The following is a 20,101-nucleotide window of genomic DNA, read 5'->3' as shown; positions in this document are numbered from 1 at the left end:
AAATTGGATTCGTTTCTAAATTCAAATGTAAGCACTTCTGTCGAAAGTTCCATCCCCACCTTACAAGGTGATATGATCACAACAAACCTCTCCTCTATTTTCGGATCACCAAACGATTGTTAAACAACACCTTACTGCTGTTTTCCACACTAAGGATATAAATACCTTGTTGAATATCGTCTACCGGAATAGTGTAGCGACTATCTTCATAGATATCGGCCCCATTAAAGTGCTTGATCAGTGCACCCTTTAGATCATGGAGATATATCTGAGTTCGATCTTCTGTTTTTGGAGCAACAATCCCTGTAAGGTACACCCTTGAATCGGCAGGGTTGGGATACATGACAATAGCACCTCCTGCAACACCCGGTGATTCAGGTGCCAGCTTAACCTGCGTATCAACAACACTGAATCCTACCGTAAGCGATTGTCCTGCGGTACCTGAACCACCTGAACCACTATAAGGGGTAGCCGTAATGGTATAATTGCCGGCTGTGAGAATTCCCGACTTATAATTACCTCCGGAATCTCCAAAAAGGGCATAGGGTGCAACGCTCTCTTTTCGAGAATTACTAACCGGGCCGCTTAAGGCCAGGATAACACTTCCTACCTGGGTAGGATTGGTATTGGCCCGTATGTTTAGTCCTACATTCCCTATAGCGCTGAGATCTACCTGTATGCCATTTGTAAGCTCGAACAGATCACTATTATCGTCGGCATTGATCAAGGTAAAACTAACTACAGCATCACCTTGCGCAACAGGATCGGTAGCTGAAATTGTAACTTGGTCGGTATCCTGAAGCCCTTGTTCATCGGTCACGGTAAGGGTCGCTGTAAAAGTACCAGCCGTCTGATAGGTATGTGTTGGATTGGCCAATACCGATGTATTTCCATCTCCAAAATCCCAGGCATAGCTTACGATAGGCGTATCACCGGCAATAGAACCACTACCTGAAAAGACTATTGCAAGGGGCACTTCCCCAGAAGCTACATCTGATGTTGCAAATGCTGTTGGCCCTACAACAGACGGATCGGTTACGATCACCGTCACCTGATCGGTATCCTGGAGTCCTTGCTCATCGGTGACCGTAAGTGTCGCCGTATACGTGCCCGCAACCTGATACGTATGCACCGGATCGGCCAGAGAGGAGGAATTCCCATCTCCAAAATCCCAGGCATAGGTTACGATCGGTGTATCCCCGGCAACAGAAGCACTACCTGAAAACGCAACATTCAACGGAACATCACCGGAAGTAACGTCAGAGGTGGCCGCAGCAACGGGGCCCTGGGCCACAGGAGCCTGTTCAATGCTAAAGTTAACGGTAAGCGGAACACCGGGTGTTCCTCCGCCTCCGCCACTACTGTAAGGCGTTGCGGTAAGGGTATAATTACCTTCGGTAAGCGTTGCTGCTCTGTAATTACCACCGGAATCACCAAACAAGGCATAAGGAGCTACCGATTCTTTCCTAAAGGCATTCACAGTACCGCTTAGATCCAATACCACACTTCCAACAACCGGAGGCGAAGTATTTGCCCTGATATTCACCCCGATCCCTTGTACCAGGGTAGCATCGATCACCTGTCCGTCAGTGATCTCTGTAATATCAGTATCGGTATCGGCATTGACCAGGGTAAAGCTCACCACCGCATCGCCCTCCTGTATAGGATCCAGAATGGTGATATTGATCTCATCGGTAGCCTGCAGTCCCTGTTCATCGGTCACGGTTAAAACTGCCACATATTCCCCGGGTGCCTGATAGGTATGAACAGGATCGGCTACAGTGGCGGTATTGCCATCGCCGAAGTCCCAATTATACGATACTATAGGATCTGTACCGGCCTGAGAACTGCTTCCTGTGAAATTTACCGTTAAGGGAGCCTCGCCGGAGGTCACATCAGACTGCGCAACAGCCACCAATGCCGATGGTACCCCCACGATCAAGTTTACCGTTAATGAGGTTGTATTGTTATAAGTAACCACCAAAGGCACACTAATATCCTCACTGCTTCCTACGTGCTGCACGGTAATTCCCCAGGTGCTGTTCGCATTGATAAGCCTGTTGGAATCCGGAACCGATTGTAGCTGGAACTCGGCTGCTTGTGGCCCTTGTATCGCAACAGAATTAACCCACACTCCTATATTTCCGTTCACTGCATTGAGGTCGATGATCTGGGAACCTCCTACCTCGAACACCACCTCAGAAGCTGCCTGCAATTCACTATCATTACTTGGATTACCCTGAGGTGTATTGGAATACAGATATTCCATATTCTTTTGCGATCCGCCACCTTTATTCGGAGATCCGGCGGTAATGTAGAGTGCATTTCCCGATGCAATAGCCTGGGTACCGTGTCGCGCGAAGTTCATTGCCGGACCTGTTCTCCAGGTCTCTGCCACCGGATCAAAGACCTCAGTCACATCATATGCTGTGGTCAAGGCATCAACCTCACCTCCCATGACGTGTATTTCCCCATTCAGGTTCACAGCCGAAAGACCCGCTCTGGGGGTTGGAATATTCTTGTCGGAGGGCAACGTGGACCATGTTTGGGAGGCAAAATCATAGACATCGACCTCAGGGACCGTGGGCGCGAAAGTACCACCATCGCCACCACTTAAACGACCTCCTATAGCGTAGAGTTTACCATTAACCACAACCGCATGAAAATGGTCTCTTGCTCTTGGGGCATCTGCAAGTGCCGTCCATGTTCCTGTAGCAGGGTCGAATTCATCCAGGAAGGGCACATAACCACCACTATGTCCCTGGGTATTCCCACCGAGGAGATAGAATTTATTGTTATACACTACGACGCCTCCACTACCACGCTGCCTGTTCGCCGGGATGGGAGGCCCCTGATACCAGTCTCCGGAAACCGGGTTAAAGATCCATACGTACTCCAGAGAAACCTCAGAAGGGAAATTATTGGTCTTGAATCCGCCAATAACCCATACCAGTCCCTGGTACGCTACCGCCTGAACGTGATTAAAATCAAGGGGGGCCTGAGTGGCCAACGTTGTCCAGGTATCGGAACTGTAATCATAGACATTGATCACCTGCGGACTCTGTCTTCCTCCAAATAGATAGAATTTATCCCCAGCCTGCACAAAACTACATTCGCTTCGCGCCAAATAATTCTCACTTTCTCCTTCCAACGACCATTGCTCGCTTTGGGCAGAAATGTTCCAGGTAAAGATCTCTTCTGCCGGATCGATCCCGGACTGACTCACTGTTACCGTAACATTATAAACTCCGTCTGAGGCAGGACCTCCGGTTGCTGCTCCGGATGCGATTACCCCCGAGATCAAACCATTTGTGGGCTCTATCTGTATTCCTTCAGGAGCTCCGGAAAGGGCATAGGTATAATTTTGCTGAGGATCACCTCCGGAAGCCGAGACACTGATCTCTACACTTTCTCCTTCAGCACTATTCTGATCGGGTATATTCTGAAGGGCTAAGGGTGTAATTCCTGTTCCGTCGATCCCGATGATCTCGATACCGGAAATTTTGGGCTGATCCACCCCTCCATCGGCAGTCAAACTGGAGAAATAAATATTCAAAACACCGTCTGTAACCTCCTTGGTAAACGATTTGGTGACCACGGTCTCTGCCCCAACCTCTGCAAAGATATCATAGTTATCCAAGACAAGGTCACCTTCAAGACTTACATCAAAAATCCGATTCCCCACTCCACCAGCACCACCACCGGTTGCACCCCAAAAGATCTCAGCGAAATACAGTACGACCTGATAGTTCCCATTGATCACGGGTATTTGATATTCAAAAACACCTGTGGGTGAGGTGCGCTCAGTTTGAAAAAGCGGCCCGAGAGATATAGAAGTATTGGAATAACTCTGTCCTCCGTTAAAATAATCATCAGTCAGAAAAGATTTACCATTATACGAGGTGGTAGTACCACCAGCATTGACCCTTAATTCAAAGCCCTGATTGCTATCGGGGGCTGTGGCCTGGATCTGAAGCGTTGCCGTATCACTGGCCCCTCTGGTATCGGTAACCGTTAGACTTACGGTATAATTACCGGCCTCGTTAAAGGTATGTGTCGGATTTGGTTCTGCAGATTGGGTGCCATCTCCGAAATCCCAGGCATAGGTTGCAATGCCGTCATCATCCTGAGAATCGGACCCGGTAAAATTGACGGTCAACGGGGAGAAGCCTGACGTCACCGAACTACCTATGATCGCTTTGGGGATCTGGTTTCCGGAACCCAGGATCTCTATTGCCGATAATTTGGGTTGATCGATACCTCCCGCAGCAGACGACGCATCAAAGAACAGGTCAATACTACCATCTGATATGGTAACAATGAACGATTTGGTCAATATAGTTTCGGCCCCTGCCTCCGCGAAAATATCGAAGTTGTCGAGCACCAGGTCGCCTTCTAACGTTACATCAAAGATCCTGCTGCCAACCCCACCGGTTCCACCACCTGTGGCGCCCCAATAGATCTCAGCAAAGTAAAGGATCACTGTATAATTACCATCTGTCACAGGGATGTTATAGCTAAACTGTGGCGGATTCGCCGTTCTCTCGGTTTGAAATACTGCAGGCACCTGAGCCTGTGTATTGGTATAGAGTTTACCTCCGGTAAAGAACTGATCTGCAGAAAAATCCTTACCCTCATAGAACTCCTGGCCTCCCCCTGCATTGATCTGCACTACGGTGGTAACCAGGTTCTCTACCAACTCTCCGGCCAGGGAAATAGCAATAGGTGAATTAACCCCATCGTGAACGATCTCCAAAGAAGCATCGAGCACCCTGGGCTGAACATCAGGAGCCAGATTCACAGGTATCAGAACGGTTTCACCGGGGCTAATTTCAAGTGGCAGGGACAGACTACTGCTAAATAGTGATGCGTCTGCTCCTGAAAAATTCAGAGCACTCACAACGATCCCGGGATCTGTAGCCCCACCGAGATTAGACAGTTCTACTGTTTTCTCGGCCGAGGAACCGCTCACCAAGACATCGCCAAAATCAACCAGTAACGGATCGGCCTTCAAGGTTCCCGGCTGATCCTGATTGATGATCAGGTTATCCCATGTTGCTGTATATGCAGTACCGGTACCTGCTGTACTGATGATACCTACTGCCAGTCCCTGATTATCTGCAGGGTCCAGGAAAGAAGACGGTAGTGCAACGGTTACTCCGAACGGCACAATGGTGATCCCGCTGTCTAAAGAATAAAATGCAGTTGCTGTTTCCTGAGCAGGATCGATACTTATATATAAGGTTACCCCATTGGCATCAATAATTCCCGGCACATCGATCTTTTCATCAAGGGTCACCACATCGTTAACCTCGAGTACCAGATCTAATCCGGCAACGCCATCACCCGTAGATACACCTTCTGATAAGGCGAATTTTAAGTAATTATTCTGCACCCCGGTTCCTATATATATTCCATAGCTCTGACCACCCGTTGGCTGAGTCCCGTTAAATGGAGTTTCCACCACCGATTGTACGGTGAGTGGTGGAGTATTGGTATCTACGTTTACGCCCAGCTGAAACGCGTTTAACTGCGAATTACTACCTGCCCGTGCGTCTCCGGCATCTACAAAGTCTATCGAAGCCTTTCCCGCAGCACCACCAAAGGAGAGGTTCTCTTCATCATATTGATCGAGATAGTTGGTTGCCCCTGCAGGATCGAGCATTAAGCCCGTAAATCCTAATCCAAAGAATCCGGTTCCCGGATCGTTATTAAAGAGGTCGTAGCTCAACGGAATAGCCGTAGCCAGTCCGTTATCCGGATCAATGGCAAAAGGATCCTGAAGATCGGGAATACCGTCGTTATCATCGTCCGGATCATTAAGATCTGAGATCTTATCGTTGTCATTATCGTTAGGCTGACTTCCGGCAGAGCAAGGATCTGTTCCACTGTCTACCTCATCCTGGTTGGTAAATTGATCGCCATCATAATCGGCAAGGGGGTCGTAATCAGGATCATCCGGAAGTATACAGGTTATAAAATCTGCAGGCTCGAAGATCGTCAGGTTATCTGCTCCATAGGTTACCGCCCAAATGGTTCCAGGAAAAGGATCATTGTCTCCTTGTGCGATCACATCGAGTGGAATACTCCCGAAGCCACTTAAAAAAGCATTGTTTTTAGCTACCAGAGAAGTACCCGAAGCGTCCAGTACGTAGCGATTAATATTTCCACTATAGGAGGCGGTTAACAGATTTCCCTTCAGTGCACCATTAAAGTTAGTAGCCGTATATTCACAGATGCCATTGGTAGAAGACCCAACAATATCAAAAATATTTAGGTTTGGATTGTTCAGCTCGTCGGTAATATAGTCCCCTTCTCTGGGATCGTCGGGAAAATTAGCTAGGGTGAAAGTCGTATTAAAATATCCGCTTACTCCTGTGAGCAGTTCGCTCAGGGAATAGGTACCCTGATTCACCCAGGAACCATCGACGTCTTTATACTTAATAATTCCCGCTTTTACCGGAAATGCCCTTACTGGGGTTGGATGTCCTGCATAATAGGTGCCGTTGGCATCATTGATCGTTCCTATATAGTGCAACTGATCACCGTGGGTCACCCCATTGGTCACATTAAATTCATTGGTCACATAATCTCCGGCTCCGGGATTGTAATCTGTATTACTGTTATCCCCTTTGAGATTACCGGCGCTGTCGTAGATCGGAGGGGGACCACCCCATGTAGAGTTCGGACCGTTATCGCTAGTGTATATTTTCCCATTTTCCGAGATCACCACATCATAGGCATTACGATAACCCGGTGAGAATACCTGAACCGGCCCTCCGGGCTCTGCAAACGCCTGGTTGAGTCCATTATTCCCTCCCCAGGGATCGCCAACGTCTATGGTGGCATTGTACATTGGATGCCCAGAGCCATAAGGAAAAGCCGCATCAGCATTGGTAATATCAGGCCGTTCCGGATCGTTTAACGTAGGGAGATCATAAACATAGGGAGTGCCTCCTGTTCTAGGGTCGGCAAAAGGCCCTCCATTCGCAGCTTCGATTTCTTCGAGCTGTGTGAGATTCACAATGAGCAAAGCAGCCGATAAAAAGGTTTCGGTAGCCCCTGCAAAATTGTTGGAAGGTGCTCCCATATTCGTATTACCCCCACTCTGAATGAGTAAAAACGTTTCTCCATTCCTGGTAAACATATCCAATCCGTTAGTGGAGTGATTCTCTTCACTTCTGGGAAGCCCTCTCACCAGGTCGACCTTTTCCCATTGCTGCCCGTTCCAGGTAAGCCGTGAAAGCACCCCGGAATTGGTATCCAGATTAAAGTCTCCTCTGCTGGGGCCACCACCTATACGATAATCGGAAGATGTAACATATAATATCGGATTTTCAGCCGTTCCGGAAGTCAGGATCCCGGTGATCTGACGTTGCGCAGTATTAAAGATGGTCCCGTCATCATTGTGATTAGGGGTCAGATTTTTGATCACATTGATCACATTCTGATTGACCACTGTGTAGGTCCCATTCCCGGAAGGAGCCTCATCCCTTTCGATGAACATTTCCCAGATGGTTCCGTTCTGTTGGGTAACATACAGTGCCCCATTAGGTCCGAAGTCCAGTGAAGTCGGATTATTTAAAGTTTCGCCCAACAATCCAGTCTGACCAAAACTTACGGTTTGAGCCTGAATGGAAACTGTGAAGATACTTAGTACAACTATTAGAAATAAAGATCGGTAAGATTCCCCTCTGCCTCTTGAACTTGTTAATCTGTTCTTACCTTTGCGTAAAATTCTCATCATAATGCCTTCTTTTCAAAAATTAAACTCACAGTAAAGATCCCGGGGCTAATGGCTCAGGAAAAGGTGGTAACAAGTTGACAATAAATCTTTTGGCATTACAGTTTATATCGATAACTCCATTGATTTTTCGATATAATACCGGATAGAACGGGCAAAAAAACAACACCCGCAAAACACTGTAAAACAATACGTTACGTGGATTTTACTTTTTCTTACACCCTATACAGCTCTCAGGCTACACACAAAAAAAAGACCTCCCGAAAAGGAGGTCTTTTTTAATCATTTTTTCTGAACGATCAGGTAAGTTTATCCAGTAATTCTTGCTGCTTTAATGTATCCTGTTCACCGTTACTCATATTTTTAAGCGTATAGGTAGCATCATTCATTTCCTGGGTACCCGCCAATACCACATAAGGAATGTTTCGCTTATTGGCATAATTCATTTGCTTTTTCATCTTGGCGGCATCCGGATACAACTCTGCATTGATACCCTTATTGCGAAGTTGCTGCAACAGCTCCATTCCGTAAAACGCTTCGGCCTCTCCAAAATTCAGGATCAGCACACGGGTATTCTCGGTCACCGATTCCGGAAAGAGTCCAAGCTCTTCAAGTACCAGGTAGATACGGTCAAGACCAAAAGAGATCCCTACACCACTCACCCCTTTGAGTCCGAAGATCCCGGTAAGGTCATCATAACGACCTCCACCACCTATAGACCCCATGGCCACTCCTTCGGGAGCCCCAACTTCAAAAATAGCACCGGTGTAATAATTAAGCCCTCTGGCAAGGGTTACATCAACCTCGAGGTTGGCTGCAAGAACCCCTAACGCAGAAACATTAGAAAAGATGAAGCGAAGTTCCTCTACCCCTTTCATTCCTTCCTCAGAAGTTTTCAACATCGCCTCCAGCTGATCCAAACGCTCCTCATTACTACCTTCAAAGGCAAAAAGCGGCTGGATGCGTTCAATAGCTTGTTCGCTAAGGCCTTTTTCCAACATCTCCTTTTTAACCCCCTCTTCCCCGATCTTATCGAGTTTATCAAGGGCTACGGTAAAATCGATGAGCTTGTCTGCTGCTCCAATGATCTCTGCCAGTCCGGCGAGCACCTTGCGGTTATTGATCTTAATGGTTACCCCTTTTAGCCCTAGCTCATGGAATACGGCATCATAGAGCTTTACGAACTCCACTTCCTGCCACAGGGAGTTAGACCCCACCACATCGGCATCGCACTGATAAAACTCTCTGAATCGTCCTTTTTGCGGACGGTCGGCGCGCCATACCGGCTGGATCTGATACCTCTTAAAAGGCAGGTCGATCTCATTCTGATGCATGACCACATAACGGGCAAAGGGCACGGTAAGGTCATAGCGAAGTGCTTTTTCAGATATATCTGACGCCATGGCATTGCTATCGCGGTTTTCCAGATGATCGGGTTTGGCTTTCCTCAAAAAATCACCCGAATTCAGGATACGGAAGATCAGACGGTCGCCCTCATCGCCATACTTCCCCAAAAGCGTATCAGAGTTCTCAAAGCTGGGGGTTTCGATAGGCTGAAACCCATAACGCTGGAATTGCGTTTTGATGATCCCGGTAATATAGTTTCTCTTGGTGACCTCTTCCGGAGTAAAATCTCTGGTTCCCTTAGGAATGCCCGGTTTTTTTGCCATGGTGTTGGTGTTGTATTAGTATTATAAGATCGAAAGATGTACTGCTTACGGCAGCATATCGTTAAACCAGTTAAAAAGTTCTCCCTTGGTGATCACGCCTCCCTTTTCGATTAGCTCGAACTTATCCTTGTTCGGGTCATTACCATAAGCTTTAGCGGCGGTCATCACCTCTACGAAATCGCTCATCAGATTCTTTTTGAACCAGGTAAACCCTTCTGTGGTGGTCAGGTCGATATCGGGATTCATCACCTTTATCGCAATAAGCCTGATCTCCTTTTCTTCTACAGCGAATAGGTGCATTTGTTGCTCCCCGATATTTTCAATGTACTTCACCTTGTTTAGTACGCCTTCCCATACCAGGTCGCTAAACACATCGAGCTCTTCCTCGGCCACCTCAGGCTTGTTCTTCTTGATATCTGCCCACTCCTGCGCCGTGATCGACTGGGTCGCTAAAAAATTAATGAACTCCTTATGGAGCTCTTCAAACTGTTCTTTTGTAAGCCTTCTGTATTTCATAGGTGTGCAAAAATAAGAAAGGCCATGCATAATGCATAGCCTTCCTTTATGAAATAAATAATCTCTTAGTTGAAGATGTATCTCAGACCGAATTGCGCCTGCCATCTTGAGATCACATCAGATAGCGGACTAAAGGTATTGGTCAATGATGGGTTGAAGTCGTACGTTGGTACGTTATTATCATCAACACTTACAGATACCGGCTGAATATTGTTCGGCACCTGTACCACACCCCAGTTAGAGTTCAACATGTTCCCGAAGTTCAGGATATCGATACTGAACTGGATGGTATTGGTCTTGTTTCCTGCAACTTTGAAGTTGTAGTCCTGAAGGATCTTCACATCCCAACGGCTTCTCCATGGAGCCAGGGCAGCGTAACGATCGGCGATCTGACCGCGGTTCTCGCTCAGGTAATCATCCTGTGCGATGTAGTTCTCAAATGCCTGACGCCCTTCTTCTGTAGCAAAGTTCATGCTTTGAAGCTCGGCAGCAGTAGGAATGTAGAGCAGATCGTTAAAGTTCGATCCGTCATTATTGATATCTCCGGCATAGGTGTAGTTAAATCTACCACCCTGAGCATACTCAGCAAATGCAGAGATGGTGGTCGCCCAACGTCCCTGACCATACTGGAATTGCTTAGATATCACCCCTACAAAACGGTGCGTATCACCGTACTTAGAGAATCCGAGCACATCGGTGTTCGCATTACCGGCAACAGGGTTACCAACAAAAGCATCCCCGGTGATCTCAGCCTCGATAGAGTTCACATCCTTAGCGTTCAGGTAGCTATAGGCAAGGCTGGCGAACATTCCGTTATCAAACGTCTTCTGAGCTTTGAAAGCAGCATTCCAGATACGCCCTTTATCAGAGTTGGTGAAAACGAAGGCAGAGGTAGGTCCTCCGAAGATCTGTGACTTATCGGTATTCTCATAAACCGGACGACCATCTACCCCCTGAAGTGTTCCTGAAGGGGTGTTAAGTCCCCAGTTCTGTACGTGAGCCGCGTTAAGGTCTTTAGTATACGAAAGGTCTGCAGTAAGTACCAATCCGTTCTCAAAACGGTAATCGGCACCAAGGCTGTTTCTCCACACCTGTGGCCACTGGAAGTCAGGATCTACTACCTGGTAGAAGAAGAAATCAACTCCCTGAACCTGGTTTCCTAACCATACGAACGGGAATCTTCCGGTAAATACTCCAGATCCTCCACGTACTTTAAAGGTGTTGTCTCCTTTAACATCCCAGTTAAATCCTAAACGAGGCGAAATAAGGAAATCGTTGTTTGGCAATTGCGTAGAGTCAAAATTCACCTCTTCTCCTGTTTCAGGATCGAAGTAAACGATATCCGGCTGATAAGTTCCGGTACCGGCACCACCTTTACGGTCGATGTTCTCACGGATCTTGTCTGCAGTATCAAAGTACAACGGCTTATCGAAACGGATACCTGCAGTAACCTTAAAGTCGGTTGAAAGGTTCCACTCATCCTGAAGATAGAACGCAAACTGACCTACATTGGTCTCTGCAAGTGCCCATGAATCATTGGCGTTATTCGCCTGATTGGTAGCGATAGCCTGGTCGAATTGCGCCTGGATATCTCCATTTGCCACCTGAGTAAGGAAAGATTCAACAGAATCGGCAGTTGGGAAGAAGGTTCCTGCAGCTCCGTAAGCTCCAAGGTTGAAGGAGTTGTCAAATTCGAATTTCTCGAAAGAAACCCCGGCAGTAAGCGTATGCTCTCCAAGGAAAAGGTTAAAGTTATCGGTAACCTGGAATACCTTCTGGTCGAGGGTATTGTTTACAGAGAAAGGCTCGTGTCCTGCGATGATGTAGTTACTTCCATCTTCCTGGATAGTAATACTCGGTGCAGGCGTAGAAAGCGGATTTCTGAAATCGTCAAAGTGGGTATATCCCATTTGAAGTTTGTTCACTGCTACGTCAGAAAGCGTAGAGTTAAGCTCCACCTGTACAGACTGGATGTTGTTGTTGATCTCGTATCCGGCGTTCTCGAACTGCAGGGTGTTGGTGTTAGGACCACGGAACCCAAGAGCAGTAGGGTGAGCAGGCTTCTCTTTAGAAGCGTTCAGGAAGTTATAGATAACAGCAAGTCTGTTCTTATCGTTGATGTTCCAGTCGATCTTGAAGATACCCTTAGTAGACTCAGCCCCATAGGTAAATCCTTCATAAGCTCCCGGATTGTAGAAAATATCGTTTCCGTTGGCATCCTGTCCGATCACGATGGTAGAAAGTGCGTCCTGAACGGCAATAAGATCGGCTTCAGTAACACGTGATTCGTTGATCGCTCCACTACCTGTGTTCGGTACGAAACCGGCAGTACCGATATCGGTTCTTACGTCGCGCTCAAAGTTGGCGAAGAAGAATACTTTATTCTTAACGATAGGTCCTCCAAGGCTGAAACCGTATTGGTTTTGCTCCAGTTTAGGCTTAACCACCTTGTCACCTTTGATCTTACCACCAGTAAGGTCTTCATTTCTGAAGAATCCGTAAGCAGTTCCGTAGATCTCATTGGTACCACTCTTGGTAACAGCGTTTACAGAAGCTCCTGTAAATCCGGAAAGGGTTACATCATAAGGAGCAACAGAAACCTGGATCTGCTCGATCGCGTCGATAGAGATCGGCTGAGAATCTGTTTGTCCACCCGGAGTTGCAGCATCAAGTCCGAAAGGGTTGTTGAAGATCGCTCCATCAAGAGAGAAGTTGTTGTACTGGTCGTTACGACCACCAAAAGAGTTTCCACTCGCAGTAGGCTCCAAACGGGTGAAGTCTTGTGCAGAACGTGAAATGGTAGGTAAACGGGTAAGCTCTTTTCTTCCCACACTGGTTTCTGCACCGGTACGGTCAGATCCGAACGTTCCTGAACGGTCTGCGCTTACCACTACCTCATCGAGTTGCTGGCTGTCTTCAGACATCACCACGTCGATGTTGGTCGTTTTACCCAGTTCAAGATACACATCGGTGATCTCCTGAGACTGGAATCCGATGTAAGAGAAGGTCAGGGTATAAGGCCCACCTACACGAAGGTTGAGCAGGTTTACCCTTCCGTCAAAATTGGTGGCACCCCCGTAACGAGTTCCGGTTGGGGTGTGAACCGCCACAACACTGGCTCCCGGAAGGGGCTCGTTTTGTGAATCGGTCACCAATCCTTTAATGTTTGCCGTGGTTACCTGTGAGAAACCGGCGGCACTTACTCCCAGCATAACCAGGAAAAGTAGTAGTCGTTTCATTGTAAATGAATTAGTTGAGTATGTATGATTTGACGGCGCGAAAGTATAAAAAAAAGGCTACCCCAAAAGGGTAGCCTTACTTTTTTTTTAAGAAAACGTTAACGTAGGCTTAGGCGTTAAGCTCAGCCAAAACTTCGAATGGGAAGTCTACGATAACTTCTCTGTGAAGACGGATCACAGCATTGTATTTTCCGGCAACTTTAACGTTACCTCCAAAGATGCTGATGAACTTCTTATCGATTTCCATATCTGCTTCTTTCTTGATCGCTTCAGCAAGATCGGCGTTGGTCACAGAACCAAAAAGTTTGTTTCCGCCACCGGCTTTAGCAGTGATCTTCACGTCAAGTTCTTTAAGCTGATCTGCAAGCTTCTGAGCGTCTTCAACGATCTTCTTCTCTTTGAATGCTCTTTGCTTCAGGTTCTCTGCAAGCACTTTCTTTGCAGATGGCGTAGCCAGTTCAGCAAAACCCTGAGGAATAAGATAGTTTCTTCCGTAACCATTCTTAACAGTTACCACATCGTCTTTGAACCCTAGGTTCTCTATGTCTTTCTTTAATATTAGCTCCATGGTTTGCTGTTTTTTATTTTAATAAATCTCCTACATAAGGCATTAACGCCAGGTGACGTGAACGCTTGATCGCGGTTGAAACTTTTCTTTGGTACTTCAGGGAAGTTCCTGTAAGTCTTCTAGGAAGGATCTTACCTTGCTCGTTTACGAACTTCATCAGGTAATCAGGATCTTTATAATCGATATATTTGATCCCGGCCTTTTTGAATCGGCAGTACTTCTTAGTCTTCGTGGTTTCTATGTTAAGCGGGGTCAGATATCTGATCTCTCCGTCTTTTTTTCCTTTAGCTTGTTGCTCTATAGATGACATAATGTTAAGCTTTTTCTTTTAGTTTTTTTCTTCTTTTTTCTGCCCACTCGATCGCGTGTTTGTCAAGTTTAACGGTCAGGTAACGCATGATACGCTCGTCACGTCTAAACTCAAGCTCGAAAGGCTCGATAGCCTCTCCGGCCACCTTGAATTCAAAAAGATGGTAAAAACCACTTTTCTTGTTTTGGATAGGGTAAGCAAGCTTTTTCAGCCCCCAATCTTCTTTAGCTACAAATTCTGCCCCCTTAGAGATTAAGAAATCCTCAAACTTCTTAACTGTTTCCTTTACCTGAGTCTCAGATAAAACGGGATTTAGAATGAAAACAGTTTCGTAATGATTCATTGTTTTACGTATTAAAATTTATTTTTTAAGGCTGCAAAAGTAAGACTAATTATTTTAATTACAAACACTTCCCCCTTCCTTATTCCCTTTTTTGAACGCAGATCCTTGATAGTTAAACAAAAAGAGGGATTTATTCACTTTTTTTTGCCTTGCTATCTATTTTTCATTACTATTGTAGTGTTCATAAACCCAACCACTTACCTGAGAAAAGATGAGAATGAATTGTATTATTGTCGACGACTCAAGTATCCAAAGAATGTCTGTGGCCCGGTTGATCAGAAACCACCCTATGCTGAACCTTGTTGCTGAGTACAGCAATGCCATTGAGGCCAAGAACGGCCTTAAAAATCACAAGGTAGAGCTGATATTCCTGGATATCGAGATGCCCGTAGTAAGCGGGTTTGATCTTCTCGAGTCATTAAGTGACCCACCGCAGGTAGTTTTAATTACCGGCAGTAAAGACCATGCCTTAAGAGCTTTTGACTATGATGTAACCGACTATCTTCACAAGCCGATCACCCAGGAACGGTTTGATGCCGCTGTAAAACGCGCCCAGGAGAAACACAAACTCAAAGTTGCCTCCAAAGAAGATGACGAACACATTTTTGTTAAGAGCAATCTCAAGAAGCGCAAGGTATTCCTGAACGAGATCAATTGGGTAGAAGCCCTTGGTGACTACATTAAACTGGTTACCGATGAGGCCAATATCGTGATCCTATCTACTATGAAATCTTTTGAAAAGGAACTTCCCGCAGAACGATTCTTACGTATACACAAATCGTATATCGTGAATTTGGACAAGGTGGAAAAATTCAACTCCAAGAGCGTAGAAGTTAACGGAAAGAAGATTCCATTAAGTCGAAATAAAAAACAAGAACTGGCAGATGCCTTAAGTAGTTAAAAACGTATGCGTCTATAATTACACTTTAATAATTATCTACGTTAAACGTAAGTTTGACACTACGGAAATTGGCAACGGCTTCATAGCTGTTGCCAATTTTTTTTAGGCGTTCTTTGACCTTACCCAAATGAAGCCCTTGTGGGATCTTCACAATAAGATGCTTGTGGTACTGATTGCGAATGCGGGCTACAGGTGGGAATTCAGGCCCCAAAACCTGTACTCCGGTTTCAATAAAATTATTACGCAATACCCTGGAAAACCAGTCGGCAGCTTCATTAACCTTATTATAGTCACGACCGCGGAAGGTCACCTTGACCAAACGGTAAAATGGCGGATATTTAAAAAGTTTTCTTTCATTGAGCTGCTCTCCGGCCATATCCTCATAGCGATTCATGGAAGCCTGCTGCATGATCTGGTGGAGGGGATCGTAGGTTTGAATGATCACTTTGCCACGGTCCTTACTTCTTCCTGCCCTTCCCGAAACCTGTTGCAACACCTGGTAGGTACGTTCATGTGCGCGAAAATCAGGAAAGTTCAATAACGTATCGGCAAGCATCACTCCTACCAATCCGACACCCGCAAAGTCGAGTCCTTTAGTAACCATCTGGGTGCCTACCAATATATCGATCTCTTTTTGCTCGAATTTGTTAATGATCTTTTCATACCCGTGCTTTCCCCGTGTCGTATCAGAATCCATTCGCCCGATATGCTTATCGGGAAAGAGCGCTCTTAGCTCCCCTTCGATCTGCTCCGTTCCAAATCCTTTGGTATCGGTCTCATGACTTCCACAGGCCAGACAGCGTTCCTGCATGGCCATATGATACCCACAATAATGGCATCGCAATTGGTTCTTGTGCCGGTGAAATGTAAGACTCACATCACAGTTCGGACATTGAGGGGAATGACCGCAGGTCTGACACTCGAGCACCGGTGCAAATCCGCGACGATTCTGAAAAAGGATCACCTGCTTGCGTTCTTCCAGGGCTTCTTCGATCTCCTCGATCAGGCGATCAGAGAAATGCCCCTGCATTCTTTTCTTTTTATACTTATCACGCAGGTCGACCAATTCGATATCGGGCATTAACACATCGCCATGACGACGCGTAAGCGACACCAACCCATACTTATCTGTTTTGGCATTGTACCAGGTCTCTAAAGCAGGAGTAGCCGACCCCAGCAATACCTTAGCCTTGTGCTGCATTCCCAGCACAATGGCCGCATCCCGGGCGTGATAGCGTGGCGCGGGATCGAATTGTTTGAATGAAGGTTCGTGTTCTTCATCAACGATCACCAGCCCCAATTTCGAAAAAGGCAACAACATGGCCGACCGCGCCCCAAGCACCACCTGCGACTTTTCGCCGGCCTCCAGCACCTGGTTCCACACCTCTACCCGCTCGTGTATGTTGTAACGGGAGTGATATACTCCTACGCGATGACCAAAATAATTACGTAACCGGTCTATAAGCTGGGTGGTCAGGGCGATCTCAGGTAATAAATAAAGTACCTGCTCCCCCCTATTCAAAGCCTCTTCAATAAGTTTGACATACACCTCGGTTTTCCCGGAAGCGGTAACCCCGTGAAGCAGTACTACCTCCTTGTGGGTAAAATACTCCTGTATTTCGTTCAGCGCTTGTTCCTGATACTTATTAAGGGTTTTGGAATCCTGTGTTTCCCCTTCATAAACGATACGGTCTTGCTGCAGGTGATAATCTTCCAGGACCTCCTTATCGATCAATGCACGTATAGCGCCATCGGCAGCACCGGAACGCTCTTTCAGGGATTTTAACGTAATATGTTCTTCTCCCGAAGTCTGTAACTGAAAAAGGGTAAGCACCACGGTTTTCTGCTTGGGAGCCCGATTCAGTGCATTGAGCAGTTCGGCCAGCGCTTCATCTGTGGTGTAGCGATCGTGCAGCCTGACATAACGCACCAGCTTTGGCTTGTATTGTTCGTGAACTTCCTCCTGTACACGCACCACCCCTTTATCCATAAGGCGCTTTAAAACAGGGAGCACATTCTTCCGGTCGATAATAGCAGAAACCTCCTGGACTTTGAGTACGGCCTGGTGTTGCAGTGCTTCGAACACCAGCCACTCATCATCTTTGAGCGCTTCTTCATCGCCACTAAACGCGTCGTTGCGCATCACCAGGGTCTCACTCTCCAACAGCAAGGCAGGAGGGATAGCGGCGCGAAACACCTCGCCAAGGGTACACATATAATAGGACGAGATCCACTCCCAATGCGACAGCTGCTGCGCTGTGACCACAGGAATGGCATCGAGGATCTGATCTATGGGTTTGGCCTCATAACGGGAAGGCCGTTCATGGTGAAGGGTGTAAACAAGACCGGTATAGATCTTATTCTTTCCGAAAGGAACTGCGACCCGGCACCCCGGAACCAACCGGGATGCCTGCTCGTCAGTAAGCTCATAAGTGAAGGTATGAGCTATAGGGATAGGCAGAATGACGTCAGTGAACCAGGACATGATCAATCGGGGTTCTTAATAGATAATGACGCTATGCTGCTCGACTTACTCTGCACGGAACCACTCCTGGGTTCTGAAAAGAAAAGCGATATATCCTCTTACATTAAGCTTATCGGCATTGTCTTCATCTACCCAAAGCTTGCAACGGTACTCTTTACCTTTATTAGGATCGAGAATGGTTCCGCCTTCGTATACATCACCATCTTTCTCTAATCCTTCAACGATTACCATCCCGAGGATAGGCGCATCTTTTTTAGCCCCCTCACACTCGGTACATTTAGCATCTTGTTTGTTCTTGTTAAGGATCTCTACGACCTTACCATAAACCTTACCTCCATCTTCATAGATCTCTACGATAGATTTTGGCTCACCGGTCTCATCGTCAATGGTCTTCCATTTTCCATAAACGGTCTGAGAAAAAGCATTCGTTGCAAACATCATTAGTCCCAGGAACAAGAATCCGGTAAAAATTTTTCTTTTCATGATCGATCTTTTTTAAAAGTTACGTTTTAAGCTCCGCAGGGCCGCATTAAGCTCAAAGCCCAGCAAAAGCAGGTTTGAATTTAGCCAAATATAGAGCATAAAAATAATTAAGCCCCCAATAGACCCGTACAATTCATTATATCGCCCAAAGTTTTCAATGTAGATCCCGAAGAGATAGGTAGTTACCACCAATAAGATCGTGGTCATAAGAGCACCGGGCGAAAAAAATCTGGTGTGCTTACTGTCGGCTGTACCAAAGTAATAGAGTGTTGCCGTGATCAGGTAGGATATCACCACAAAGAACAACCCCTTAGCAAGCTGGATCCCGATCACGCCTCCATCCCCTCCTTCTGCTTCCACAATTCGGAGGTATTGCAGGTATACAAAACCAACCACAGCAAACAAGGTGATCAAAACCAGCATGATAGCCACCAATACCGAAACCACATACTGCTTGATCATTTTACGGTTGATCGTGGTATGATAAGAAGACTCAAAACCATCGAAGATCGCATTCACGCCGTTCGCCATTAAAAAGATCGACAGAAAGAATACGGAGGAAAGGAGTCCGCCTCGCTGATTATTCACGATATCCCCGATGACATTATCTAAAAATCCCACCGATTTAGGAGGCAGTAAACTTTCGATAAGATCGAGAAAATCACGTTGAAAATTGTCTATAGGCACATAAGGCAAAAGGTTCAGAACAAAAAGCAGGAAAGGAAACAATGCCATAAAGAAACTAAAGGATATGGCACTGGCTCTGTAGGTCAGAGCTCCTTTAACAATACCCTGAACGTACATCTCAGAAAGGTCGTAAAGGGTAAGGCCTTCGAAGCCCGGAAGACGTACGGCCTTTAGCAGTCCGACGACCCAGCCCACCACCGGCAAACGCGCTAATTTATCCTGAAGGCTTTCTGTCATATCAGACCGCTTTTAAACTGAGGTCCATATTGTATACCGAGTGGGTCAGGGCGCCTGAAGAAATATAGTCGACCCCGCATTCTGCATACTTGCGCAGGGTTTGCTCATTAATACCTCCCGAAGATTCGGTTTGACAGCGATCGCCAATAAGGGCCACGGCCTTCCTGGTATCTTCATAGTTGAAATTATCCAGCAAGATACGATGCACCCCTTCAGACCGAAGGATCTCTTCTACTTCCCCAAGGTCCCTCGCCTCTACAATGATCTTGAGGTCTTTACCCTTTGCATTAAGGTAATCCCTGGTCTTGGCAATAGCAGCCGTTATGCCTCCCGCAAAATCGATATGGTTGTCTTTAAGCATGATCATATCGTAAAGGGCAAAGCGGTGATTCTCCCCACCCCCTATCGTTACCGCCCACTTCTCCAGGGCGCGAATACCGGGTGTCGTTTTACGCGTATCGAGAATTTTCGTTCCGGTGCCTTCCAAAAGACCTACATACTTTCGGGTCTTGGTCGCTATGGCACTCATTCGCTGCATGGCATTAAGTACGAGGCGCTCGGCCTTTAAAATAGACTGCGACCTTCCTTTTACAAACAACACCACATCTCCCTGCTTCACGGGAGCCCCATCTTCGATCTTTACCTCGACCTCCATTTCGGGATCTACAGCGTGGAATACCCTTTTGGCAAAGGCCACTCCGGCGATATAGCCGCGGTCTTTAACCAATAATTTCGCCTCCCCCATGGCATCGGCAGGAATACAGGCAAGAGAGCTGTGATCGCCATCGCCCACATCTTCCCTAAGGGCATTGGCAATGATCAGTGCTATTTCTTTCTCAAACTGTTCTTTTGAGATCATATGGTGTCTTTTTTTGCTAATTTATTAAAAATTGGAACGACACTTTGTACGCCCTCCTA

General features: G+C 46.6%; 12 protein-coding genes. 1 reads left to right on the top strand and 11 read right to left on the bottom strand.

The window, feature by feature from the left end; all coding sequences use genetic code 11:
• Nucleotides 1-94: 94 nt before the first annotated feature.
• From IS446_RS10245 to rpsF, 7 genes are all read right to left on the bottom strand, one after another.
• Nucleotides 95-7,597: a PKD domain-containing protein gene (locus IS446_RS10245; protein ID WP_203060398.1), complete on the bottom strand. Its 7,503-nt coding sequence runs from the start codon at nt 7,595-7,597 to the stop codon at nt 95-97.
• Between the two features lie 446 nt (nt 7,598-8,043).
• Entirely contained in the window at nt 8,044-9,414 is a 1,371-nt protein-coding gene (gene hisS, locus IS446_RS10240) for a histidine--tRNA ligase (protein WP_203060396.1), read from the bottom strand.
• Nucleotides 9,415-9,459: 45 nt separating this feature from the next.
• A complete protein-coding gene (locus tag IS446_RS10235) occupies nt 9,460-9,930 on the bottom strand; it encodes a DUF6495 family protein (protein ID WP_203060394.1) in 471 nt (156 codons plus the stop codon).
• A gap of 65 nt (nt 9,931-9,995) precedes the next feature.
• Complete coding sequence (locus IS446_RS10230; RefSeq protein ID WP_203060393.1) at nt 9,996-13,169, bottom strand: TonB-dependent receptor plug domain-containing protein; 3,174 nt, start codon at nt 13,167-13,169, stop codon at nt 9,996-9,998.
• A 109-nt stretch (nt 13,170-13,278) separates the two neighbouring features.
• Complete coding sequence (rplI, locus tag IS446_RS10225; RefSeq protein WP_203060392.1) at nt 13,279-13,737, bottom strand: 50S ribosomal protein L9; 459 nt, start codon at nt 13,735-13,737, stop codon at nt 13,279-13,281.
• Nucleotides 13,738-13,750: 13 nt separating this feature from the next.
• A complete protein-coding gene (gene rpsR / locus IS446_RS10220) occupies nt 13,751-14,050 on the bottom strand; it encodes a 30S ribosomal protein S18 (protein ID WP_203060762.1) in 300 nt (99 codons plus the stop codon).
• A 1-nt stretch (nt 14,051) separates the two neighbouring features.
• Nucleotides 14,052-14,390, bottom strand: coding sequence for a 30S ribosomal protein S6 (gene rpsF, locus IS446_RS10215; protein ID WP_203060390.1), 339 nt, complete (start codon nt 14,388-14,390; stop codon nt 14,052-14,054).
• A 211-nt stretch (nt 14,391-14,601) separates the two neighbouring features.
• On the opposite strand from rpsF, the gene IS446_RS10210 reads away from it, so the two are divergent.
• Nucleotides 14,602-15,291, top strand: coding sequence for a LytR/AlgR family response regulator transcription factor (locus tag IS446_RS10210; RefSeq protein ID WP_203060388.1), 690 nt, complete (start codon nt 14,602-14,604; stop codon nt 15,289-15,291).
• A 25-nt stretch (nt 15,292-15,316) separates the two neighbouring features.
• Here the strand turns inward: IS446_RS10210 and priA are convergent, their stop codons facing one another.
• From priA to nadC, 4 genes are read right to left on the bottom strand one after another with little or no spacing between them, the layout of a single operon-like run.
• Nucleotides 15,317-17,776 carry a replication restart helicase PriA gene (gene priA, locus IS446_RS10205; protein WP_203060386.1) on the bottom strand — a complete coding sequence of 820 codons (2,460 nt, stop codon included), beginning with the start codon at nt 17,774-17,776 and terminating at the stop codon, nt 15,317-15,319.
• 45 nt (nt 17,777-17,821) lie between these two features.
• Nucleotides 17,822-18,259 carry a DUF2147 domain-containing protein gene (locus tag IS446_RS10200; protein ID WP_203060385.1) on the bottom strand — a complete coding sequence of 146 codons (438 nt, stop codon included), beginning with the start codon at nt 18,257-18,259 and terminating at the stop codon, nt 17,822-17,824.
• Nucleotides 18,260-18,271: 12 nt separating this feature from the next.
• Nucleotides 18,272-19,183, bottom strand: coding sequence for a YihY/virulence factor BrkB family protein (locus tag IS446_RS10195; protein WP_203060383.1), 912 nt, complete (start codon nt 19,181-19,183; stop codon nt 18,272-18,274).
• Nucleotide 19,184: 1 nt separating this feature from the next.
• Nucleotides 19,185-20,042 carry a carboxylating nicotinate-nucleotide diphosphorylase gene (nadC, locus tag IS446_RS10190; RefSeq protein WP_203060382.1) on the bottom strand — a complete coding sequence of 286 codons (858 nt, stop codon included), beginning with the start codon at nt 20,040-20,042 and terminating at the stop codon, nt 19,185-19,187.
• Nucleotides 20,043-20,101: the final 59 nt, after the last annotated feature.

It is taken from the genome of Robertkochia sediminum (genome assembly GCF_016786255.1).
GTDB classification, from domain to species: Bacteria; Bacteroidota; Bacteroidia; order Flavobacteriales; family Flavobacteriaceae; genus Robertkochia; species Robertkochia sediminum.
This window is presented reverse-complemented; position numbering and strand designations above follow the sequence as displayed.

Excerpts from the sequence above, each read along its gene's own strand:
- hisS (WP_203060396.1), bottom strand. The coding sequence starts at position 9,414 with ATGGCAAAAAAACCGGGCATTCCTAAGGGAACCAGAGATTTTACTCCG.
- IS446_RS10235 (WP_203060394.1), bottom strand. The coding sequence starts at position 9,930 with ATGAAATACAGAAGGCTTACAAAAGAACAGTTTGAAGAGCTCCATAAG.
- IS446_RS10230 (WP_203060393.1), bottom strand. The coding sequence starts at position 13,169 with ATGAAACGACTACTACTTTTCCTGGTTATGCTGGGAGTAAGTGCCGCC.
- rplI (WP_203060392.1), bottom strand. The coding sequence starts at position 13,737 with ATGGAGCTAATATTAAAGAAAGACATAGAGAACCTAGGGTTCAAAGAC.
- rpsF (WP_203060390.1), bottom strand. The coding sequence starts at position 14,390 with ATGAATCATTACGAAACTGTTTTCATTCTAAATCCCGTTTTATCTGAG.
- IS446_RS10210 (WP_203060388.1), top strand. The coding sequence starts at position 14,602 with ATGAGAATGAATTGTATTATTGTCGACGACTCAAGTATCCAAAGAATG.
- priA (WP_203060386.1), bottom strand. The coding sequence starts at position 17,776 with ATGTCCTGGTTCACTGACGTCATTCTGCCTATCCCTATAGCTCATACC.
- IS446_RS10200 (WP_203060385.1), bottom strand. The coding sequence starts at position 18,259 with ATGAAAAGAAAAATTTTTACCGGATTCTTGTTCCTGGGACTAATGATG.
- IS446_RS10195 (WP_203060383.1), bottom strand. The coding sequence starts at position 19,183 with ATGACAGAAAGCCTTCAGGATAAATTAGCGCGTTTGCCGGTGGTGGGC.
- nadC (WP_203060382.1), bottom strand. The coding sequence starts at position 20,042 with ATGATCTCAAAAGAACAGTTTGAGAAAGAAATAGCACTGATCATTGCC.